Origin of the sequence: uncultured Shewanella sp., assembly GCF_947491715.1 — a bacterium.
Classification (GTDB): Bacteria; Pseudomonadota; Gammaproteobacteria; order Enterobacterales; family Shewanellaceae; genus Shewanella.
Genome location: NZ_CANLKR010000007.1, coordinates 71,273 through 89,706, shown reverse-complemented (window position 1 = coordinate 89,706; position 18,434 = coordinate 71,273). Strand labels below are relative to the sequence as shown.

Here is an 18,434-nt window from a genome sequence, read left to right as displayed (position 1 = left end):
TAAAGAATGAGAGGGGATTTTGATTAATCTATTGAGGCAAAATAGAATACAAGTGCTGACATTTTGGTTGTCTCAAAGACAAAATGCCTTTATTCAATCCATCAAAACAGTAGTGATTATCGTCTGTGCCTGGTTTGTTCTCGGTGAATATGACCAAAACGCTCAATTACTGGGAACATTTGTGGCAGGCTTTTTATCGATACTGAGGGTGGGTCGAGACAAGAAACAGCAATTTTTAACCATTATTTGTTCGGCGCTGGCCATGATTGTCAGCAGTGGTTTAGCACTGCAATTTTATCAAGCCCCTTGGTTGAGTAATGGCGTATTTATCGTCTTAGTTTTTGTGGCGTTTTACCTTAGGCGCTTTGGAGGCCGGTTTTTTATACCTCCTTTATTTGTGCTCATGTTGTATATTATCGTATTGCTTTTACCGCATCCTCCTATATTGAATCTTTGGCAAGGCATTGTTTTAGCTGTGTGTATCGTGCTTTTTTTCACTTTTATGATTTGGCCAATTGACGATCGTAAACAGCTAAATACCAATATGCAGTTGCTATTTAAATTGTCTACTGAAGTAATAGATGCTTTTATTGCTATGCCATGTGAAAGCCTTGTTGAGGGCAAGAAGTGTCAACAGGAAGCAGATGATTTTTGTAGAGTCAAAAAGAGGGCAGCGCAAGCCTTTGAAGCCGAACATCAAAGGTTCATCAAAGTGGTTTTGCAACTCAGAAAAGAGAATGCGAACTTAGTGAATGAGTGCTTATTTTTAGATAAGGACCCATTATTAGAGCAATTTTATGATTTTCACTATCGTATGACGAAGACATTGAGTATGTTGTTTGAGAGCTGTCATCAATTGATAGAAGCTGATGGTTTAAATAAGCAAATACAAATAGATACCATTAGGGTAGCCAATGCCTTATTGCTGGTTTTAACCTTATCAAGAATCAGTCGCATGCGAGTGAGCTTAGTGCATATGCAGCAATTTAAACGTGAATATGAATATTTTAGCCGCTATCCTTTTGAGATAGATTTAAGTCAACCTGAGTCCATTCATATTTTTAATTTTTCTTTGAGTATGAAAAGACTGATTGAAAATTTTGAATTGTGGGAGACGCGGCTTGATGAATAATGCCACTCGCCAAGCTTTTCAAGCGTCTATCGCTGTTATGGTAACCTTGTTGATTGTTCATGGTTTTTCATTGGAGCGGGGCATTTGGGCGACGCTAACAGCCATTTTATTAGTGTCTAGTACCTTTGGTGAAAGTATTAAAAAGGCCAAAGAACGAGTGAGTATGACCTTGATTGGCGGAACGCTGGGTACAGGGATTGTTTTGTACCTTGTTCCCTTGTTTCCAACAGAAGCGGCATTGCTGTTAACCAGTTTCTTATTAATTAGCATATTTGCTATCGTGTATTTTTTACCGCGATCTTATGCTTGGGCCAGTTTTTTTATTACCATTTTTGTTGTTTTTCTTTTCTCTTTATTAAATGGGTGGAGTTTATCATTATTTGCAGCTAGAGCTTATGATACCTTAATTGGCGCTATGGTGGCGGTATTGGTGTCAGGTGTCATCTTTCCTAATCGCAGCTACGTGGATGTGCAAGCGCATTATCTGACGATGATAAACCAGCTTGATGGTTTTATTGATGATATTTTTTATGCACTACACTCTTCTGATCCACAATACATGTGCCAATTGATGGGCTGGCATCAAAAATTATACCCAAGTTGGGAGGCATTGAAACATAAGCAGTCTTTTTCTGAATTTGAAGTCACCTTTTCTAGAACTAAGCGTCAACAGCTGCAAAATTATCAATTTGGATTTGATTTGTTGTTTCATTACCTGACGAATATTTTGACTTTATTGGAAAAAGAGCCGAGTCCTTTATGTGCTGAGTTTGAAGAGGAATTGTCACAATTTCAAGCAGTGATAAAAGAAAACTCACAATGCTTATCGACCCTCATGGTGGGTGAAGTGCCGAAAAGTGTGGATTGTGAGCCACATTCTTTAGACGCGATTCTATTGCAAATACATCAAAAAATAGCCCTGCATTATAAAGACCAAGCTATGCCTAACTACGCTGAAATTGAGCATTTTTACAGTTTGATTTACTACTTACGTAAAGTGAATCAGTTATTAGTCGATTTGACTAACGCCTCTCCCCGTTAAGGTTTATACCCAAACCACTTGAAGATGCAGGATTCAGTTGGAATTAATAGTATTCAAGATAAAGCTGACGGTTTAGCCATTGCAGCTAAACCGTCAGAGTACTTAGGTTAGTAAGGGTTTTAAAAAGCGAGCTGTGTGTGATGTGGGGTGCTCAGCAACCTCTTCGGGAGTACCATAAGCTAAAATGGTACCGCCGCCATCCCCCCCTTCAGGGCCGAGATCAATAATCCAGTCTGCGGTTTTAATCACATCCAAATTATGTTCGATCACTACAATAGTATTCCCGTGGGATTTCAAGCGATGCAATACATCAAGGAGCATTTGAATATCGGCAAAGTGAAGACCTGTGGTGGGTTCATCGAGAATGTATAAGGTTTTTCCTGTGTCACGTTTTGAGAGTTCCTTAGCCAACTTAACCCTTTGTGCTTCGCCTCCAGATAAGGTGGTCGCACTTTGTCCTAGGCGAATGTAAGACAAGCCGACATCCATTAAGGTTTGCAATTTGCGGGCGACAGCAGGAATGGCATCAAAGAAGGGGCGAGCCTCTTCAACGGTCATTTGTAAGACTTCGTGAATATTTTTACCTTTAAATTTAACGTCTAAGGTTTCACGATTGTAACGTTTGCCTTTACAGGTATCACAAGGTACATACACATCGGGTAAAAAGTGCATCTCTACTTTTATGAGGCCATCGCCTTGGCAAGCTTCACAGCGGCCACCTTTGACGTTAAAAGAAAAACGACCGGGTTGATACCCTCGCGTTCTCGATTCTTGAGTAGCGGCAAAAATTTCACGGATGGGCGTGAATATACCAGTGTAAGTCGCAGGGTTGGATCGCGGGGTTCGTCCTATGGGGCTTTGATCTATGTCTACCACTTTATCGCAGTGATCCATCCCCGTAATGCTTTTATAAGGTGAAGGTTCATCAACGGTGGCACCATTTAATTGAATATGGGCAATTTTGTAAAAAGTGTCATTGATTAAGGTAGATTTTCCTGAGCCAGAGACACCCGTGATACAGGTAAATAAGCCCACTGGAATGGTCAAATCAACATTTTTAAGGTTGTTTCCTGTGGCGCCATTGAGTTCAATTAGCTTTTCTGGATTATAGGTGACTCTTTCTGAGTCGATGTGAATGGTTTTCGTGCCGGACAAATATTGCCCTGTAATCGATTCTTTTGAGGCAAGAATATCGTTTAGTGTCCCTTCACTGATGACTTCACCACCATGAACGCCAGCGCCAGGACCGATATCAATCACATGATCCGCCATGCGAATGGCATCCTCGTCATGTTCTACAACAATCACTGTGTTGCCGAGATCGCGAAGATGCAATAAGGTTTTCAATAATCGTTCATTATCCCGTTGATGAAGGCCAATAGAAGGTTCATCTAATACATACATGACCCCAACAAGACCTGCACCAATCTGACTTGCAAGGCGGATTCGTTGTGCTTCTCCACCTGACAAGGTTTCTGCAGAGCGGGATAAACTTAAATAATTTAATCCCACATTGACTAAGAAGCCTAAGCGATCACGGATCTCTTTTAAAATCTTATCGGCAATTTGGGCGCGTTGGCCTTCCAGTGATAATTGCTCAAAGTAATTCATAGCTTCACCAATGGACCATTGATTAAGCTTAGGTAAATTTAAATCTTCAATGAATACATTGCGCGCTTCTTCACGCAGGCGTGAGCCATCACAGGTTTGGCAGGCTTGAGTATTGATGAATTTGTTGAGCTCATCGCGAACAGAGTTTGATTCTGTTTCGCGATAACGCCTATCCATATTGTTTAAAATCCCTTCAAAGGGATGATTGCGTACGACAACGTCGCCTCTGTCATTAATATACTTAAAGGCGATGCTTTGTTTACCTGAGCCGTAGAGGATAATTTTTTGAATGGATTTTTCGAGCTGCTCAAAGGGTTTTTCAATATCAAATTCATAATGCTCGGCCAATGAAGTGAGCATTTGAAAATAATAGAAATTACGTCTATCCCAGCCTCGAATTGCACCGCCAGCTAAAGATAATTCACTGTTGGTGATGACGCGTTCGGGATCAAAAAATTGTTGCACACCTAAGCCATCACAGGTTTGACAGGCGCCAGCGGGATTATTAAAAGAAAAAACCCGAGGCTCTAGCTCAGCCATAGAGTAGCCGCATGTTGGACAAGCAAAGTTGGCAGAAAACACTTGTTCTTCACTGGGCGTGTTATTGTCATTGCTATCCATACTGGCCACAATGGCCAAACCGCCGGATAACTCTAGCGTGGTTTCAACCGATTCTGCGAGTCGCTGCCCAATGTCATCACGGACTTTAAAGCGATCAACCACCACTTCAATGGTATGTTTGATATGTAAGTCAAGGGTTGGCGGATCGGACAAATCACATACTTCACCATCAATACGTGCTCGAATGTAGCCTTGCGCTGCTAGGCTGTCGAGTAATTTGACATGCTCACCCTTACGATTATTCACCACTGGGGCTAAGAGCATTTGTCTGCTACCCTCAGGTAACATCAATATCTTATCAACAATTTGACTCACGGTTTGTGCGGCGAGCGGTAAGCCATGGCTAGGACAGCGAGGCTCTCCGACACGGGCAAATAACAAGCGTAAATAATCATAAATTTCGGTAATCGTTCCAACGGTCGAACGAGGGTTGTGAGACGTTGATTTCTGCTCAATAGAAATAGCCGGACTTAATCCTTCGATATGATCCACATCAGGCTTTTCCATGAGGCTTAAAAATTGGCGGGCATAGGCCGACAGCGATTCGACATATCGCCTTTGTCCTTCGGCGTAGAGGGTATCAAATGCCAGAGACGATTTACCTGAACCAGATAGCCCTGTAATGACGATGAGTTTGTCTCTTGGTATGGTCAGGTTAATATTTTTGAGATTGTGAGTCCGCGCTCCACGTACTTCAATATTGTCCATCTATCTCTCTGGCTCCGCCGTAAAAAAGAGACTGATTATGCCACAGTCATGGAGCTGTGCAAAACGCTAACCTTGGCTATATTCTCAAATCCATTTTATCTACTATTTTCGATTGACTTTAGGCTTGTGATTTATGTTGGCGTTAATCTCTTTGGAATAGGGTATAAGCATAGCAAGCCTAAAAAGGATGGCAAGACGAGTAACCACTGAAGAGTTCTTTGAATCACTGTTTGATAATGGCTGTTTTTCGTCTGGTGTTACAACGATGGCTTAAGGTAATTTTTTAGACTAACAGTGATGTGACGCACAGAACTTCATTTCATTATCGATTAAAGTTTATTCATTAATGTGTTTGGCGATAGCGAGTTAAGGGAGGGAATATGCATCCATTATTACAAGAGCTTTATGATTATCATCATGATGCATCAAAGGTAATTGATGAACTGTCAGGTTTACTGACTCAAGTGAAATATAAACGCTCATCACTGGCTGATGTCAAACCCGTGTTTCAATTATTATCTCTTTTACATTCTGATGCTGAGCGGCGACACCATCTAAATGAAGAATTGATCCGTCAGCAATTGGTGGCAACCGAGCTTCCTTTACACCCTAGAATACAGGATTTAGAAAATGATCATCACGGTTTTGATCGTATTGCCGATCATCTTAAGTTGTTGGTGGATTCTGAACTAAGTCATAAAGAAATGGCTGCAATAATCGATGATTATATTAGAAAATATTATGATCATATTGATGGTGAAGAGAATATTTTTTTTCCGATGGCAGATAAATATTTAACGTCGAATGATTGGGAAACGATCCGTGCTCAATGGAAAGAATAATGTTTATTGCATAATGTGAATGGTTAGCAATGGCATTCAGTTTTTTGCCGATAGGTGTTAAAGGCGGATTGAAATATGAGCCTCTTTCGTCTTTTGTTGTCTTTCTTAAGGCATTGTTTTTATGTGTTTTAATATCAAATCTATTTTGCATCTTTGTACTATACTCTTATTCTGTTGAACTCTTTTCGTAAACTCTGATATAGCGCACATTCTCTATCATTAAAGAGCCATATAGTGTTTATGAGAAAGCTCAATTTTTTGTGCTTTACGGCATCAATGGGTTGGGTGAGCGGTTCTTTTTCATGATTTTGTGAGGGATGTTATGAGCGAAGTTCAAGAGATTATTGCGCTAAAAAAATATGTGCGAGTCACCAATTTTTTAGCGACGTCGCAAATCTATTTAAAGCAAAATGTATTATACAAACGTCCACTGATCCATGCTGATATTAAACCTAGGTTGTTAGGTCATTGGGGGACCTGCCCTGGGATCAATTTTGTTTATGCCAATATTAATCGTTTAATTGTTAAATCTAAACAGAATTTTATTTATTTGGTGGGGCCTGGTCATGGCTTTCCTGCCATTCAAGCCAATTTATTCCTTGAAGGCTCCTTGAGCCATTTTTACCCTGAAAGAATCCCTTATAACGAAAAAGGGGTTGAGGATATATGTAAAAAATTCTCAGCTGCTTATGGTTACCCCTCACATGCCAATCCTGAAGCACCAGGTCAAATTCTAGAAGGGGGAGAGCTTGGCTATTCTTTGTCGGTGGCTTGGGGGGCGGTATTAGACAATCCAGAATTAATTGCAGCAGTATTAATTGGTGATGGAGAGTCCGAAACGGGGCCGCTTGCCGCATCTTGGTATGCCAATCGACTGGTATCACCCAAAACTAATGGTGCTGTTTTACCGATTGTGCACATTAATGGTTATAAAATATCGGGCCCCACACGCATGGGGCGTATGAGTCATGAAGAGCTCACTTATGAGTTCAAAGGCTTGGGTTATCACCCTATTATTGTCGATGATGAATTAGCAGAGGATGTCTTTGTGCAAATGGCACAAGCCATGGATATGGCTTATGCCATGATAAAAGATATTCAAACACGAGTAAGAGGTGGTGAAGATATCGTCAAACCTAAATGGCCAGTCATTTTAATGCGTACTGCAAAAGGTTGGACAGGAGTAGAGAGTTATGAAGGAGAGAAATTAGCTGGAAACTGCCAATCACATCAAGTGATTGTCGGTCAATGTGCAACAGATAAAGGGCACTTAGCGGCGTTAGACAAATGGTTAGCCAGTTATGAGATAGATGAATTATATGAAATTAATGAGCAAGGTGAGCTTATATTTGATGAGGACATTCGTTCTTTACTGCCTTCTAATACGTTGACATGTGGTCAGCAGCGATTGAGTTACGGGGGAGAAATTGTCAGGGCGTTAGCTAAGCCTCAATTAGAGACATTGGCATATGGTCCTGAAACGCCTCGAGGACAGCGCGGCCGATCGATGAATAAAATGGGGCAGTGGATGCGAGAAGCGTTTAAGCTCAATCGTAATCAGTCTAATTTGAGAATATTCAGTCCTGATGAAACCTATTCTAATCAACTACAAGCTGTGTTTGAAGAAACCAACAGGGCATGGCAATGGCCAATAGAAGACTGGGATAAAGATATGTCCCGTGAAGGGCGGGTCATTGAGCTGCTTTCTGAAAATTTACTTTTTGGTATGCTACACGGTTATACGGTGACGGGACGACATGCTATTTTTCCGACCTATGAGTCTTTTTCTCAAGTCGTCTCGTCGATGGCCGATCAATATTGCAAGTATGTTTATGCCAGTAAGGGGGTGTCGTTTAGAAAACCCATTCCAGCCTGCAATGTTGTGCTTTCTTCGTTATTAGAGCGGCAAGATCATAATGGTTATTCTCATCAAAACCCATCCTTCCTCGGAGCGATGTTAGAAAAACACCCTAAAATCATTTCAGCTTACCTACCTGCAGATGGCAACAGTACATTAGTGTACACAGAGCGAGCATTTGAAGGGCGAGATAAACTGAATATTCTTGTGGCGGGAAAAAAGGACTTACCGCAATGGCTAACCTTAGCCGAAGCACGAAAACAAGCTGAAAATGGCGTCATGGTCTGGGATTTTGCTTCTGATAACCATCCTGATATTGTCCTTGCTGCTTGCGGTGATTACGTGACTCAAGAGTCTATGGCGGCATTAGTGCTCATTCGAGAATTATTGCCTCGTGTGAAAATTCGGTTTGTGTCTGTCACAGAGTTGACCAGCAGCGGATTGGGCAGTATTGAATTTCAAGAGAAACCTTGGTTGATGGATGAGGTGTTCACTCAAGATAAAGGGGTGGTTTTTAATTATCATGGCTACCCCAATACCATTAAAAAATTGATTTTTGATTACAGCGGCAGTAAACGATTTAGAATTAAAGGCTATGAAGAGGAAGGCTCAACCACCACTCCTTTTGATATGGGGGTTAGGAATGCGACGTCTCGATATCATTTAGTTATCGACATGGCTTATAAATTGTTTCAGCAGGCAGTGATAGATGAAATGCAGCATATTGAGATCACGACCAATATGTTACAAGCCTTAGTCGATCATCGAAATTATATTAAAGAGAATGGTGTCGATCCTGAAGGGATCGCAAATTGGGTATGGCATAGGTAAGTCCTCATCTATAATTAAAGGATGAAGGCATAAGCACCTGTGCTGATGCCTAGATCCGCTTCAGGAGGAAATATGCATCCTTTGCTTAAAGAGCTTTACGCCTATCATCAAGACACATCAGTAACAATCGATGAAGTGGAAAGACTATTGGTTAAGTTGAAGGCAAATGATTCACCGCTTAAAGACAATGACGATTTGTTCCATTTTTTGACTGTGTTGCATAGTCAAAAAGAAAGGGTTCATCACCAAAATGAAGAGGTTATTCGAAAGCGATTGGTGGATAATCATGTTTCATTACACCCTAGTATTTTAGCGCTTGAGCATGCCCATAAACATTTCTATGAAATCGCCGATAGCTTAAAGATATTAGTGGATTCGGAATTGAGCCGACAGGAGGTCATTGCGATCATCGAAGATTATTTACGGCAATATTTTGATCATATCGATACTGAAGAAAACACATTTTTTCCCGTTGCCAATAAATTGTTGACCGATAAAGACTGGGAAGTGATTGCCAGTCAGTGGCAATATGCATAAACATGTGAGGGCGCACTGACTGGCATTAACGTTAGGCTATTGCTGAGGCTTACCTTTGGGCATCGGCATATTTTTCTTCATGACTTCATCCATTTTCTCCTGCGTTATAGCAGGATTGGCATTTTGTAAGCATGTTAGCATCGCTGCTTTATCGGGTTTATCTCCAGGCGATGCGGGCTTGCCCTCTTTCATACACATGAGTAATTGATCCGATGTGACATCCAATTCTAAACTCATTTTTGCAAGCGGAGGTTTTGGCGGCATTGGGCCATCCATTTCAGCCGCAATGGCATGATTGAAAAAGATAAAGCTAATGATAAACGCCATAATGAGAAACGCACTCATAAATAAACTGCTAATAACAAGGGTAGATGAGCGATGAGACATAATACATTCCTTTAGTATGAATAATCTTGTATTAAGCATATGCCAATTTTCAAATATCGCACTTTTTATCTAGCCAAAAGTATTGGTATGGCTTAAGGTTATTTTTGGATAATGAATAATTTTAATTAATTTTCAATTCGTTAATTACTTTTTCAGTATAGAATTTTAGTATAGAATACCAAGACTTAGTGCATGTGCATTAGGTTGTCATTAGTGAGTAGTATGACGGGTATATAAAACGGATTGATTGAATGATGATAAAAATGAAAACAGCCATATTGACGATGAGTATGGCATTGAGCGTGTTATTTAGCGCTGCAAGTTTTGCAGCTTTTCATTGCGTTGTCTCTTTAGAACGTATATTGGTTTATAAAGATGGCAAAGTGAATGTGTGGCATTCGGGCAGGGGAGATTATACCGATATTTGCAATTTAAAAACGGAAAAAAATGGTGTATCCATCGCTACTTGTGCCATGTGGACCAGCATGCTGCAATCCATTAAAAAAGACAAAGGACAAGCCATTTTTTATTATGAAGGCGAGGGAAGCTGTGCCACCTTACCGATTTATGCTGCCAGCCCCACACCTGTCTATATCGGAGTACTTTAGGGTATAATATGCAAGAGTGACATAGTCCCAATAAATCATTGATTATGTCACTTTAAGTTCACTGGTCTTTTGATTCATCATGGAAAAAACCTAGCTCTCAGCACTTGGCGCTCGCATGGCTTGCCACCACTCATCGCTGGCGACAATTTGCCCTTTATCGTCTATGGCGGGATAAGGCAGGTTTTTACGTTTGCAGGCTTTGGCGTAAATGGGGTGGCCTTGTTCAAAGAGTTTTATCTGACAATATTCGTCATCGAGTTTACATTCGCCATACATGCCTGCTGCTTGGCGTTGACGCTGGGCCTCATACATGACAAGCGCTGCAGCAACGGAGACATTTAAGGATTGCACCATGCCTTGCATGGGAATGATAATGTGCTGATCGGCGCTGGCAATGCCCTCTTCGCTCACGCCATCACGCTCGTTCCCTAATAGCACCACCGTTGGGCGAGTATAATCAATTTCTCGAAAATCTTTTGCTGTTTCAGAGAAGTTAGTGGCTAAAATTTGCATGTCTTTTGCGCGAAAAGTACTGACGGCCTCACTCATATGGTGATGTTTCACTGTGTTGACCCACTGCTGGCTGCCCGATGCGGTATTACCAGATACGCGCATTTCAATGTCAGGCCAAACTGCATGAATTTCATGAATACCAACGGCATCAGCCGTACGAATAACCGCAGCAATGTTATTACACTTATGCACTTTATCGAGGCAAAGGGTGAGATCGGGCTGGCGATTATTGAGCATGGTATTAATGCGGGTGAAACGTTCTGGGCTCATGATGATATTTCTTATTTTTATTATCGTGGAGTGAAAGCCGATAGCAAAAGAGCGCCTTAGCGCCCTTGTTTTATGGTACTTGAAGAGGACGGAGATTAAAGCTCCATGATCCCATCCATTTCAACCAATGAATCTTTTGGCAGTTGCTTCACACCAATGGCGGCGCGAGCAGGGAAGGGCTGTTTAAAATATTGCCCCATGATTTCGTTAACAGTTGCAAAATGACTTAAGTCAGTTAAAAAGATATTGAGTTTGACAATATCGCTCAGTTGACCACCAGCGGCTTGGCATACCGCGGTTAAGTTTTCAAAAACCTGTACCACTTGCGGAGCAAACTCCTCGCTGACCATTTGCATGGTGTCAGGAACCAAGGGGATCTGTCCTGATAAATACACAGTACTGCCCACTTTGACAGCTTGAGAATACGTGCCAATTGCTTGAGGGGCTTTATCAGTTGCGATAATGATTTTTTCTGCCATGACGTTCTCTCTAAAGGTTGACTATCGATTTCGTGACGTGCGCAAGACTTCAGGTAGCACCCGAATTCGGCGCATTACATTCGCTAAATGAATACGATCTTTGACTGAAACACGCAAATTAATTAAAAACACTCGGCCATCACGTTCTTCAGTGCTGAGGTTATGAATGTTCGACCCTTCTGCGGCCACAATGGAGGTGATTTTGGCTAATGCCCCTTGATGATTCACAATTTCAATACGCAGATTAGCTTGGTATTCTTCACCATCCCCTGTATCCCATTCAACGGCAATATACTTATTAGGCTCATCTTGATAACCACGGATATTAGCGCAACTCTCCATATGAATGACGAGTCCTTTACCTGGACTCACATGCGCAATAACAGCATCACCTGGAATAGGGCGGCAGCAGTTGGCGAAGGTGACAAGCATGCCTTCAGCGCCGCGAATAGACATAGTATGGGTGTCTTTATCTTTCGCGTCTTCAATATGGGCGCCAATGAGACGCTGGGCTATCACGATACTCATGGCATTGCCTAAACCAATATCGGCAAGCAAGTCCTCTAAAGACTCATGCTTGGTATCGGTGAGTACTTGCTCAATCTGCTCTTGTGGAATGCAATCTAGGCTGTGCTCTCCCAATGCATGATTCAGCAAACGCTTCCCTAAAACTACGGCGTCATCGGCTTTGAGATTTTTCAATAAATGACGAATTTTAGCGCGTGCTTTTCCTGTGACTACAAAATTAAGCCAAGCGGCATTGGGTCTGACCCCTTTTGCAGTAATGATCTCGACAGTTTGCCCTGAAATAAGTGGCTGGCTTAACGGATAAGCCTGACGGTTGACGCGTGCACCGACACAGGTATTGCCCACATCGGTATGCACTTCATAGGCAAAGTCGACGGCAGTCGCCCCAACGGGGAGTTCTAAAATTCGGCCTTCGGGGGTGAAGACATAAATTTCTTCAGGGAAGAGCTCTGTTTTGACATTTTCAACAAATTCAAAGGAGGTGCTGGCACTTTGTTGTAGCTCTAATAAGCTTTGCATCCACTTACGCGCACGCAGCTGAGTGGTTGTGCCTTGCTCCTGCGAGCCACCTTTTTTATAAAGCCAATGTGCAGCGACACCTTTATCGGCCATTTGATCCATGTCTTCGGTGCGAATTTGTATTTCGACAGGCACACCTAAAGGACCAAAAAGCGAGGTGTGTAATGATTGATAGCCGTTCGCTTTGGGAATGGCAATATAATCTTTAAAGCGACCTGGACGGGGTTTATATAAGCCATGCATGGCGCCCATGACGCGATAGCAAGTATCGATGGAGTCTACAATGATACGAAAAGCATAAATATCCATTACTTCTTGGAATTGTAGCTCTTTGTTTTTCATTTTATTGTAGATGGAGTAGAGGTTTTTCTCGCGACCTTTGACCTTACCGATAAGCTCAGTGTCTTCTAAGCGAGTGGCGATGGCACCTTCAATGCTGGCAATGAGTTCGTTTCGATTGCCCCTTGCTGCTTTGACGACCTCTTTTAATACGCGATGGCGCATCGGATAATAGGCTTGAAAGCCTAAATCTTCCAATTCGGTCTTAATATTGTGTATACCGAGACGATTGGCGATGGGGGCGTAAATTTCTAAGGTTTCACGGGCGATGCGGCGACGCTTATCAGGACGCAATGCCCCTAACGTGCGCATATTGTGGGTTCTATCGGCGAGCTTAATGAGAATGACACGAATATCTTGCGTCATGGCCATCATCATTTTGCGAAAGTTTTCGGCTTGGGCTTCTTTTTTATCGCGAAATTTAAGCTTATCGAGTTTAGAGACCCCTTCGACTAATTCGGCAACGGCATCGCCAAATAACGCTGCCAGCTCTTCGCGAGTAACAGGGGTATCTTCAATGGTATCATGCAGCAAAGCAGCCATCAGCGTCTCATGATCGAGACGCATTTCGGCCAGTATGCGGGCGACCGCAACCGGATGGGTGATATAAGGTTCGCCACTGGTGCGCATCTGACCTTCATGGGCAGCATGTGCTACCTTGTAGGCCTTGATGAGTAATTCTAGCTGCTCTTGCTCTAAATAAGCGGAAGCAGACTCCCTAAGACCTTCAAACAGATACAAGTGGCACTACTCCCTATAGGATATGGCTACGACCTTCAGCAATTGCAGCCACAGCAGCAATTTCAGCCGCTTCACGTTCACGAACGGTTTGGCGTTCAGCAGCATCTAAAGTATCTGCTGTGACTAGACCTAATTCGATTTCACGTAAAGCAATAACAGTTGGCTTATCGTTCTCTTCATCAACCATAGGGTCTTTACCCTGAACGGCGATTTGGCGAGCACGACGCGCTGCAACTAGGATCATGTCAAAACGGTTGCCGATTTGTTCTACGGCGTCTTCTACAGTTACGCGAGCCATGTAATGAAACTCCAATGTGTTATCGATCGAAAAAATGACGCAGAATTGTACACTATGCTAGCTACTCTGCCAACAGATCTTTAAGCATACCATTATGTGCATGAATTTGGCTAGTCGCAGTCAGTCTTTGGCTGTGAATAATGGCCAATAAATCCTGTTGTGCAGTAATAAAATTGTCATTGATAATGACATAATCATATTCATTGTAATGTGACATTTCCGATACGGCTTGAGCCATGCGACTGTTAATGACCTCAGCACTATCTTGCCCACGCCCAGTTAAGCGACGTTCGAGTTCGCTTTTTGATGGTGGCAAGATGAATACACCAATAGCCTCAGGCATGATTTTCTTCACTTGTTGTGCGCCTTGCCAGTCAATATCTAAAAATACATCAATGCCTTGATTTAATGTGTTTTCTATTGTAATCCTAGATGTCCCATAAAAGTTGCCAAAGACCTCTGCCCATTCAAAAAAAGCCCCTTCTTTTATGAGCGACTTAAAGTCATCTGGGGTCACAAAATGATAGTGTGTACCATCGACTTCACCTTGCCTAGGTTGGCGTGTAGTGTGAGAGACAGAGACCTGCATATCGGTTGGCTGATTTTCCAGTAGCGCTGAGATAAGCGATGATTTACCTGCGCCACTGGGGGCTGAGACAATAAATAAATTTCCGCGAGCGGTCATTGAGAATACCTGATAGTGAAAACATGAAGGTGATTCGAGCAGTATAATATGGGTGAGAGTTTGAATGCTATAGCCACTGCTTTTATGGCACTGTTTTTTTGCTGTTACAACAAAAAACAGTTTGAATCATAATTGTCGCTAACTTGTTATCGAGTGTGCTTTAAATCGCTTGATGAAGAAAGAGGGGCAGAACAACATGAATTTCTGGAGAAAAAGAGTCATGACACCTGACTTTTAGGGCTTTATTCGCTAGGCTATTTCCGCCGGAAGTACTGTGTTCATTTATTTCCGCATAACGGAAGTTGTGCTTCCGTAGCTATACCCGTGATACTTGAAGATGAAGGATTCAGTTGGAATAAAAAGCCTTTTAGGCAAGGCTTTGAACAGTGAGCCTAGTGATTCTAAGTCAATGTTTAGTAACGTAGTATAAAAGGCTTTTAAACCAACCTATTGGGAGTGTGTAGAAGTGCCTACTTCTGCGCTCATGACTTTAAAAGGCAGTAAGCATTTCTGCAATCAAGCGCTTTGAATTAGGCACTTTTACGCACTCTGAAAACAGGCATCTTGAAGTATCACGGGTATAATAATAAATAAACCTAATTTTAGAGTGAGTAAAGAACATTATGCAGTTTATCTCTCTTTGGTGTGTGAAAGGTTACGATAATGGTTTAAGAAGTGCAGTGATTACAGGGGGAATTTACTGCCTTATTTTATTATTGAGTTTGCTGTTGGGACCAACAACGTGGTTGTTTTTTTTCGGAGCATTGTTGACGCCTTTTTTATTACTAACCCATAGGCGTCGTTTACGTGATAGTGATTATCCTGGGCACTGGATTTGGCTACCTTTGTTACCCTTTATTGGGGTTATAGCAACACTTGTCAGTAGTGATAATGCTATTTTATTGCTGATTTTTATCAGCTTGGCAGTTTGTATGCTGCTATATTTTTCAAGCTTAAAGTCGAATAGAAAGCGTGTGTATACTCAAGGGTATGCTGGAAGAGGTATTCAAATAAACAGAGGAAATACAGAGTTGAGTCAACATCATAAAAGTAAAAAGCGCGTTGAACCGACACTGTCATTACAGAGCAATGATCTGAGTGAAGCTCAAGACAGTCAAAGAGATTTTGCTATGTTGTCGAGTGAGTCTGAAACTCAAGCTGGTGCTATCTTACAAGAAAATATTCAGGCTTCTACACAGGAAGAGTCCGAATCGGTTTCATCTATCAATGATAGCGCGACAGAGGAAGATTTATACAATGATTCAAATCAAGCACCTCGCTTTAAATTTAATGTGTTTTCCTTTTTTAAAAATGATGACTCAAATGGATTAAAGTCGCAATTAGAGTGGCTGAAAGAGCGTATTAAAAGATGCGATAGGAAAGTCATGATCTGTGGTTCTAGTTTATTGGTGTTTGCTATGGTGCTAGTGTCGTGGTGGGGTTTTAACGGCGATGAGGCGAGCGGTTTGCCACAAGCCGCATCATTGCCTAAGCCTATCATTGAGCGTCATGAAGCTAAATTACCCGATGGTTTTAGCTTAGTCTTTGAAAATGACATTTTGATTATGCGCTGGTTAGGGGAAGTCCAAGATCCACAAACACTGTGGTCATTAGCGCAAGCTAAAGGGGATAAGAGCTGTGCAGAACTCACCTTTAACAATGGGGATAAGTACCGACCATTGACTGTGTCGATTAAGCAAGACACTGCTATTGAAGCGCGCTTCTCTCCATTAGATAATGCCGCGATTATTACCGATATTGCTAAACGTGGCAGTGTCAGTTTGTGTGGTTATAAGTTTAGCTTAAAGGGCAGTTTAGCCATATTGGGGAAAAATCCAATCTTTGGGGATTATTTATAGAGATATAACATGAATATCAGGTTAACAGATTTTATTAAGCAACATGTGTTGTCTCATTTTGGCCTTCAGTGGCTTGAATTGGGCGACACATTAACGCTTTCACCATTAGGTAATGGTCATATTAATGCAACATTTCTAGTCAAGTGGCCTCAAGGTGCCATGGTACTGCAAAAGATCAATACTCATGTGTTTACTTGCCCTAAAAGTGTCATGGATAATCTCCATTTGGTATACCAAAGCTTAGTGACTAAAGCGCAAGTACAGTCAAATAGCCATACACAATACCAATTAAGTGTGGCTCGCCCATTGCTCACTCAATCACAGCAATTGATGTTAGATTTGGGCGAAAAAGGGGTTTGGCGAGCCTTGGAGTACATTGAGAGTAGTCACTGTATTGAAGAAGTAGAGACACCTGAGCAGGCCGAAATAGCGGCGCGGGCATTTGCTCATTTTAGTCGTCACCTTATGATGATTAATCCTGAAAAAATGCAAGAGGTGATCCCTGATTTTCATCATTTAGCCATGCGTTTAGCACAGTTAAACGCAAGAGTGAAATCGGATCCCCATAATAGGTTACAAGCTTGCCAGCATTGGGTTGATTTTATCAATAGCCAAACCGATCTTATTAAAGAGGTCCATCAAACGCTACCGACTTTGCCTAAGCGAATTTGTCACAATGATACAAAAATCAATAACCTTTTGTTTAATAAACAGGATATGACGGCTCTGGCGGTTATCGATCTTGATACCTGTATGTCGGGTTATTTATTATATGATTTCGGTGATATGGTTCGCACTTTTTGCTCCACCGTTGAAGAGGACTCTACCGAGCTTAATCAGCTGAAAGTCAGTGAACCTATTTTTGCCGCACTCTGTCAGGGGTATTTGTCTGAGTTAGGTGAAGTTATCACTGCCGCAGAAAAGCAAAGCTTATGGTTGGGGGCGAGGTTGATGTGCTTCATGCTGGGAGTGCGTTTTTTGGCGGATTATTTAGTGGGCGATCACTATTTTACTATTCAAAGTGCTGAACATAATTTACAAAGGGCGGCTAATCAATTAACACTTTATAAAAATTTACTGACACAAGAAGCCCATTTTATTCGCTATTTGTCCGCGGCATAAGCCAAGGGATTGATCTTGCCACTTTCATGGGAGTAGCATGGATGAAATCTCAACGAGGTGTGGAAAGTGGTATGAATAACTTTAATGCCAGTAGCGAAAATTATCAGTCAAATGCCATTGCTCAGCGGCGTGCTTTCGATAAAACATTTTCTTTATTAAAACAAAGGGTTAAATCAAATTCCTCTATATTGGATCTTGGTTGCGGTCCAGGTACTTTTACCCGTCAACTTGCCGATATGACGCATGCTGAGGTCATTGGAGTGGATATTTCTGCTCAGATGATTGAAAAAGCATCGAAAACCCATCAAAAAGCTAACTTGTTTTTTAAGCAACAAGATATAGAGAGATTGGATACCCATCATAAAAAAGATGTCATCTTTGCTAATTCATCCCTTTATTACATTAAAAATCGCGTCAGCTGCTACGAAAAAATTGCGGCAACGTTAACGGCTAAGGGCGTTTTTATTGCGCAATTGGCCTACGGCCCCGACTTCACTACGTGTTTTGCCAAGGCATTGAATAAATTGCTATTGTGTCATAGTGAGATACGGCAAGCTATGAGGCAGTATCGAGCCGATATTTTCTTTTATAGTGATGAAACACAATGGACAAGAGAGCTGTTACTTGCAGGATTGAAAGTGGTGCTTATGGAGTCAGAAGATCAAATACTCTTGTTGGATGTGGATGAAACCATGACACAATATGAGTCCAATGTGTTTTTAAGTGTTTTAAATCCGCTAAATTATGCGGATCCTAGCCTGATCACTGCAGATTTTTGTCAGCGTTTTAGGATGTTAATGCGTGCAGAATTTGAGAAAATGGCTAATGGGGAAGGGCTGCTAAGTGTCGTTTACCCCAGAATGTATCTTGTCGCAGAAAAATAGTTTACATTGGAAAATAAAAA

The 18,434-nt window shown here is 41.7% G+C and carries 16 protein-coding genes; 9 read left to right on the top strand and 7 right to left on the bottom strand.

Going from position 1 to position 18,434, the window contains the following annotated elements; translation table 11 throughout:
* Nucleotides 1–19 precede the first annotated feature (19 nt).
* Entirely contained in the window at nucleotides 20–1,132 is a 1,113-nt protein-coding gene (locus Q0779_RS07855) for a hypothetical protein (RefSeq protein WP_298771340.1), read from the top strand.
* Nucleotides 1,125–2,174, top strand: a complete 1,050-nt coding sequence (locus tag Q0779_RS07850) for an FUSC family protein (RefSeq protein WP_298771338.1) — start codon at nucleotides 1,125–1,127, stop codon at nucleotides 2,172–2,174. Before Q0779_RS07855 ends, Q0779_RS07850 begins: the two co-directional genes overlap by 8 nt.
* Before the next feature lie 102 nt (nucleotides 2,175–2,276).
* On the opposite strand, the gene uvrA is transcribed toward Q0779_RS07850, so the two are convergent.
* Complete coding sequence (gene uvrA, locus Q0779_RS07845) at nucleotides 2,277–5,114, bottom strand: excinuclease ABC subunit UvrA (RefSeq protein ID WP_298771336.1); 2,838 nt, start codon at nucleotides 5,112–5,114, stop codon at nucleotides 2,277–2,279.
* Between the two features lie 380 nt (nucleotides 5,115–5,494).
* On the opposite strand from uvrA, the gene Q0779_RS07840 reads away from it, so the two are divergent.
* The 3 genes from Q0779_RS07840 (at nucleotide 5,495) to Q0779_RS07830 (ending at nucleotide 9,182) form a co-directional block, all read left to right on the top strand.
* Complete coding sequence (locus tag Q0779_RS07840) at nucleotides 5,495–5,956, top strand: hemerythrin domain-containing protein (protein ID WP_298771334.1); 462 nt, start codon at nucleotides 5,495–5,497, stop codon at nucleotides 5,954–5,956.
* Nucleotides 5,957–6,278: 322 nt separating this feature from the next.
* Nucleotides 6,279–8,645 carry a phosphoketolase family protein gene (locus Q0779_RS07835; protein ID WP_298771332.1) on the top strand — a complete coding sequence of 789 codons (2,367 nt, stop codon included), beginning with the start codon at nucleotides 6,279–6,281 and terminating at the stop codon, nucleotides 8,643–8,645.
* 72 nt (nucleotides 8,646–8,717) lie between these two features.
* Nucleotides 8,718–9,182: a hemerythrin domain-containing protein gene (locus Q0779_RS07830; protein WP_298771330.1), complete on the top strand. Its 465-nt coding sequence runs from the start codon at nucleotides 8,718–8,720 to the stop codon at nucleotides 9,180–9,182.
* A 36-nt stretch (nucleotides 9,183–9,218) separates the two neighbouring features.
* Here the strand turns inward: Q0779_RS07830 and Q0779_RS07825 are convergent, their stop codons facing one another.
* On the bottom strand, nucleotides 9,219–9,569 hold the full coding sequence (locus tag Q0779_RS07825; RefSeq protein ID WP_298771328.1) for a hypothetical protein: 351 nt from the start codon (nucleotides 9,567–9,569) through the stop codon (nucleotides 9,219–9,221).
* A 263-nt stretch (nucleotides 9,570–9,832) separates the two neighbouring features.
* On the opposite strand from Q0779_RS07825, the gene Q0779_RS07820 reads away from it, so the two are divergent.
* Entirely contained in the window at nucleotides 9,833–10,177 is a 345-nt protein-coding gene (locus Q0779_RS07820; protein ID WP_298771326.1) for a hypothetical protein, read from the top strand.
* Between the two features lie 90 nt (nucleotides 10,178–10,267).
* Here the strand turns inward: Q0779_RS07820 and trmH are convergent, their stop codons facing one another.
* The 5 genes from trmH to gmk all read right to left on the bottom strand — a co-directional run bounded on the left by trmH (nucleotide 10,268) and on the right by gmk (nucleotide 14,549).
* Nucleotides 10,268–10,960 (bottom strand): tRNA (guanosine(18)-2'-O)-methyltransferase TrmH, encoded by a 693-nt coding sequence (trmH, locus tag Q0779_RS07815; protein ID WP_298771323.1) that lies wholly within the window; start codon nucleotides 10,958–10,960, stop codon nucleotides 10,268–10,270.
* 95 nt (nucleotides 10,961–11,055) lie between these two features.
* Complete coding sequence (locus tag Q0779_RS07810) at nucleotides 11,056–11,439, bottom strand: RidA family protein (protein ID WP_298771321.1); 384 nt, start codon at nucleotides 11,437–11,439, stop codon at nucleotides 11,056–11,058.
* A 21-nt stretch (nucleotides 11,440–11,460) separates the two neighbouring features.
* On the bottom strand, nucleotides 11,461–13,566 hold the full coding sequence (spoT, locus tag Q0779_RS07805) for a bifunctional GTP diphosphokinase/guanosine-3',5'-bis pyrophosphate 3'-pyrophosphohydrolase (protein WP_298771319.1): 2,106 nt from the start codon (nucleotides 13,564–13,566) through the stop codon (nucleotides 11,461–11,463).
* A gap of 13 nt (nucleotides 13,567–13,579) precedes the next feature.
* On the bottom strand, nucleotides 13,580–13,864 hold the full coding sequence (gene rpoZ, locus Q0779_RS07800; RefSeq protein ID WP_248939912.1) for a DNA-directed RNA polymerase subunit omega: 285 nt from the start codon (nucleotides 13,862–13,864) through the stop codon (nucleotides 13,580–13,582).
* Nucleotides 13,865–13,925: 61 nt separating this feature from the next.
* On the bottom strand, nucleotides 13,926–14,549 hold the full coding sequence (gmk, locus tag Q0779_RS07795) for a guanylate kinase (RefSeq protein ID WP_298771314.1): 624 nt from the start codon (nucleotides 14,547–14,549) through the stop codon (nucleotides 13,926–13,928).
* Nucleotides 14,550–15,172: 623 nt separating this feature from the next.
* Here gmk and Q0779_RS07790 point away from each other — a divergent pair.
* From Q0779_RS07790 to Q0779_RS07780, 3 genes are read left to right on the top strand one after another with little or no spacing between them, the layout of a single operon-like run.
* Nucleotides 15,173–16,408 (top strand): hypothetical protein, encoded by a 1,236-nt coding sequence (locus tag Q0779_RS07790; protein ID WP_298771312.1) that lies wholly within the window; start codon nucleotides 15,173–15,175, stop codon nucleotides 16,406–16,408.
* Nucleotides 16,409–16,417: 9 nt separating this feature from the next.
* Complete coding sequence (locus Q0779_RS07785) at nucleotides 16,418–17,530, top strand: aminoglycoside phosphotransferase family protein (RefSeq protein ID WP_298771310.1); 1,113 nt, start codon at nucleotides 16,418–16,420, stop codon at nucleotides 17,528–17,530.
* Between the two features lie 41 nt (nucleotides 17,531–17,571).
* A complete protein-coding gene (locus tag Q0779_RS07780; protein WP_298771308.1) occupies nucleotides 17,572–18,414 on the top strand; it encodes a methyltransferase domain-containing protein in 843 nt (280 codons plus the stop codon).
* The last annotated feature ends 20 nt before the right edge of the window (nucleotides 18,415–18,434 follow it).